We start from the raw sequence: 3,680 nt of genomic DNA, 5'->3' as shown, positions 1-3,680 counted from the left end.
CTCAGATCACGGATCGCCGCCCTGCGCGCGGAAGTGTTGAAGCGCCCGGCGACGGGCTTGGAAGCCGACAAGGCATTTTTCGACGATCTGTCGGGCGAATCCTGATGTTCGTCGACTCATCGGCGATGGTGGCGATGCTGACCGACGAGTCGGAGGGCGATGCGTTGGCCGATTGCCTGGCGGCGGCATCTGATCGGCACACGTCCGCCGTAGCCGTTTTCGCGACCGTTGCGGCAGTGGCGCGCAAGCGATCCTTCAGCATCGACGAGGCGCGCGTGATCGTCGCGCGGTTCCTGGACACGTCGGCAATCGTGCTGGTGCCCATTGGTAAGGCCGAAAGCGAGGGCGCGCTGACGGCGCTCGAGCGCTTCGGCAAGGGCCGGCATCCGGCAGGGCTGAATCTGGGAGACTGCTTTGCCTATGGCTGCGCCAAGGCACTCGGCACGACCTTGCTGTTCAAAGGAGACGATTTCCCGAAGACGGATATTCCGGCGGCGTTTTCGAGCGGCCCGACCTGACGGATCGCCTCATGGACGATCGCCTCCATCGTGCCGATAGTCCCGACATGAGGGCGAGCGACGGCGCGAGCACCCTGGATGACGACCGGCGCTACGCCGCGGCGTGGCGCAGCCTGCGCACCAGACGGTGGGTCATGGGCATCCTGGTTCTCGCCTGCCTGCCGGTGGTAGGCATGCTCCGACTTCTTCCCGAAGGTCCGATCCAAGGCGCCGTCGCCGGCACGTGGATGGCGCCGCTCGCCGCCTCGATGATCTGGCTGGCCGCCTTCCGCTGTCCCCGGTGCGGGCGCTTCTTCTGGTGGACATGGACGCGGCGCAATCCGTTCGCGCACAAGTGCCTGCATTGCGGGACACCTGTCGGCTCCGCGCCTTCCGATGCACCGAGCATGGCCGACGCGTCGGCAACGCCGCCGCCTCGGCCTCCGTATCACCTCTAGCGCTGAAGCATCTGCCGCAGCCGGCGCAACGTGCGCCATTCGCAGGCGACCATGCATGCCGCGATCACCAGCCCGGCGGCCGCCAGCTGGACGAACCACAGGTGGTCGAGCGAGCGCGGCAGGGCAACCAGCACCACCGCCACCGCGACCGAGCAGAGCAGCGGGGCCGCGATCAGGGGCAGCACGGGGTGCCAGAAGATTTTCAGGCGATAGCGCAGCGCGATGCCCATCATGACCACCAGGAACTCCGAGGCGATGCTCGCGGCCACGGCGCCCCACGGCCCGACGAGCGGCGCGGCCGCCAGACAGACCACGATGTTGAGCAGCGCCGCCGCGGAGGTGATCCTGAGTTGCAGGTCGCCGCGTCCCCACGGAACCAGCGTCGCCGCGACGCCGTAATTCACGAAGGTCAGGCCGATGGTGAGGCACAGCCATTCGAAATAATGGCCGGCCGGGGCGAAGGCCGGGCCGTAGAGCAGCTCGACGACATGACGGCCGAGCGCCCAGCCGACCGCGGCGAGCGGCAGGCCCATCCAGGCCAGCAGCCCGAGATACTCGCGCGACAGCGCAACGGCCTGCTCGGGATGCTCGCGCGAGCGCGCGAAGGAAGGAAAATAGGCGTTCCACAGCGCCGCCGTGACGAGGCCGGCGACCATCATCAGTCGAAAGGCCGAGTAGAACTGGCCCACCGCGTCATCGCCGTCGGTGAAGCCCAGCACCACCGTGCCGGTGTTGGCGATGAGCAGAATCGCGACCTGCGCCAGCGCCAGCGGCCAGGCCTCGCGGAAAAGCGCGCGCGCGCCGCGCAAGGTGGGTCGCAGCCCGGCCAGACGCACCACCTTCCTGTGCGACAGATACCAGACGTTGAACGCCACGGTGGCGAAGGCGAAGGGCAGCGTCAGCACGGCATAGAGGATGAGATCGTCCGGCGAGTCGATCAGGAGCATCAACGCCGGCAGCTGCGCGGCGTTGAAAGCGAGAGCTGCAAGGCTGGGCGCCACCATGCGTTCCTGCGCCTGCAGCACCCAGGTGGTGTTCCAGGCGATCGAGAAGACCGTCACGCCCTGGATGAGGAGCAGGAGACTGACCGTCGCGCCGCGCGGCTCGAGTAGTGCCACGATCGCGAGCAGGGCATAGGCCACGAGCGCGAGCAGAGTCTGCAGGGTGAGCACGAGCGCCAGGAGCGACTGGCCACGCTCGGGCGCCAGCGCCAGCTCACGCTGGCCCACCGTCGCAAGGCCGGGCGTGACCACCGCCGTCAGGTACAGGACGACCGCCATCGCCCAGCTGACCTGGCCGATCGCGCTCGGCCCGAGCACGCGCCGGACATAGACGCTGATCAGGATGGTGACCACGAGTCCCAGCACGCTGGTGCTGGCCATGCTGAGGAAATTCGTGGCAATGCGTCCGCGCGAGATGCGCACGTGCGGCACCCGCTCCTGTGCCGTTGTCTGGCCGACGGTCATCCGCGCATTGTCGTGCCGGCCCCCCGCCGCGCCAGTGACATACGGGTGATCGGGAATGGGCGTTCCGTCGGCTCTTCTGCTGGGAGCGCGCCACCCTGCCTTCGCCGAAGCGAAGCCGCTTCGGCTTCGCGCAGGCAGGTCCTGTGGCGCTCATGCTCTTGTGGACCGCGGGCGTCTCGCCCGCCCATGAATCATGATGAAGGCGCGTTCGGCAGGGGCGCGGCAGGACCGCGCCCGAGCCGAGCCGCGCCATGAGCGGGCGAGACGCCCGCGGTCCGGATGAGGCGACATCTTGTCGGAGGTTACTCCGCCATTGTCGGAGGTTACTCCGCCACAAGTGGCGCGCTCCCGGCGAATCGTCACGAAAAGGCAACCACGCGCGACGGCTCGGGCGTGCAGACTGCGGGAATCTTCCTCGGCCCGATCTTCCTTCAGCCCGATTTTCCCGAGGCCAAGCGAGGTGAAACGTGACGGCGCCCGCTCTCTCCGTGCTCATCTGCACCCGCAACCGCCCCCTCAAGCTCCGGCGCGCCGTCGAAAGCGTGCTTGCCAACACCTTCACCGATTTCGAGCTGATCGTCGTCGATCAGAGCACCGACGGCGCGACGCGCGACGGCGTGGCCGCGATCGCCGACCGGCGCCTGCGCTACATCGCCACCGCCACCGTGGGCGTCGCCATCTCGCGCAACATCGCGATCCGCGAAGCGATGGCCGATATCGTGGCGTTCACCGACGACGACTGCGTCTGCGACAGCGGATGGCTGGCCGCCATCCACGAGGAGTTCAAGGCCGATCCTCGAGCGCTCGGCGTCTATGGTCGCGTCGTTCCTTACGGGCGGCAGAGCGAGGGCGGTTGGGATTGCCTCGCGGTTGCGGGCGACTCGTTCTGTCCCGCCCTCAACCTCTCGACGACGCGATCGGTCGTCGACCGGCCGGCGCCGCCGCATCTCGCGCTGGGCGGTGGCAACAACATGTCGTTCCGCAAGGAGGTGTTCGCGCACCACGGGCTGTTCAACGAGATGCTCGGCCCGGGCTCGCGCATCGGCACCGGCGAGGATACGGAACTCAGCTATCGGCTGCTGGCCAGGCGTTGCCGTCTCGTCTATTCGCCGGCTCCCCTGGTCGAGCATGACAACTGGCTCGACCGCAGCCAGTTCGCGACGATGATGAAAGTGTCCATGCGCGTGCAGGCGGCCGTGTTCCTGTCCTATGCCCTGCGCCTCGACTGGTTCGCGGCAAGGCACCTCACGCGGACGGCG

The 3,680-nt window shown here is 68.0% G+C and carries 4 protein-coding genes; 3 read left to right on the top strand and 1 reads right to left on the bottom strand.

The genetic code is table 11. The features are described 5' to 3' along the window. Both AB7O82_RS37730 and AB7O82_RS37725 read left to right on the top strand, forming a co-directional pair. On the top strand, positions 1–518 hold a 518-nt coding region (locus tag AB7O82_RS37730), incomplete at its 5' end, for a type II toxin-antitoxin system VapC family toxin (RefSeq protein WP_428621877.1). Positions 519–529: 11 nt separating this feature from the next. Next, complete coding sequence (locus tag AB7O82_RS37725) at positions 530–955, top strand: hypothetical protein (RefSeq protein ID WP_428621876.1); 426 nt, start codon at positions 530–532, stop codon at positions 953–955. On the opposite strand, the gene AB7O82_RS37720 is transcribed toward AB7O82_RS37725, so the two are convergent. Continuing rightward, a complete protein-coding gene (locus AB7O82_RS37720) occupies positions 952–2,421 on the bottom strand; it encodes an oligosaccharide flippase family protein (RefSeq protein ID WP_428621874.1) in 1,470 nt (489 codons plus the stop codon). The two genes, AB7O82_RS37725 and AB7O82_RS37720, sit on opposite strands and share 4 nt — an antisense overlap. A 467-nt stretch (positions 2,422–2,888) precedes the next feature. On the opposite strand from AB7O82_RS37720, the gene AB7O82_RS37715 reads away from it, so the two are divergent. Then, positions 2,889–3,680, top strand: a 792-nt coding sequence (locus AB7O82_RS37715) for a glycosyltransferase family 2 protein (protein ID WP_428621873.1), incomplete at its 3' end; no start/stop codon positions are given.

This window comes from Reyranella sp. (genome assembly GCF_050185545.1).
Classification (GTDB): Bacteria; Pseudomonadota; Alphaproteobacteria; order Reyranellales; family Reyranellaceae; genus Reyranella.
Note: the sequence above shows the minus strand (reverse complement) of the source record. Positions and strands in the feature narration are given on the sequence as shown.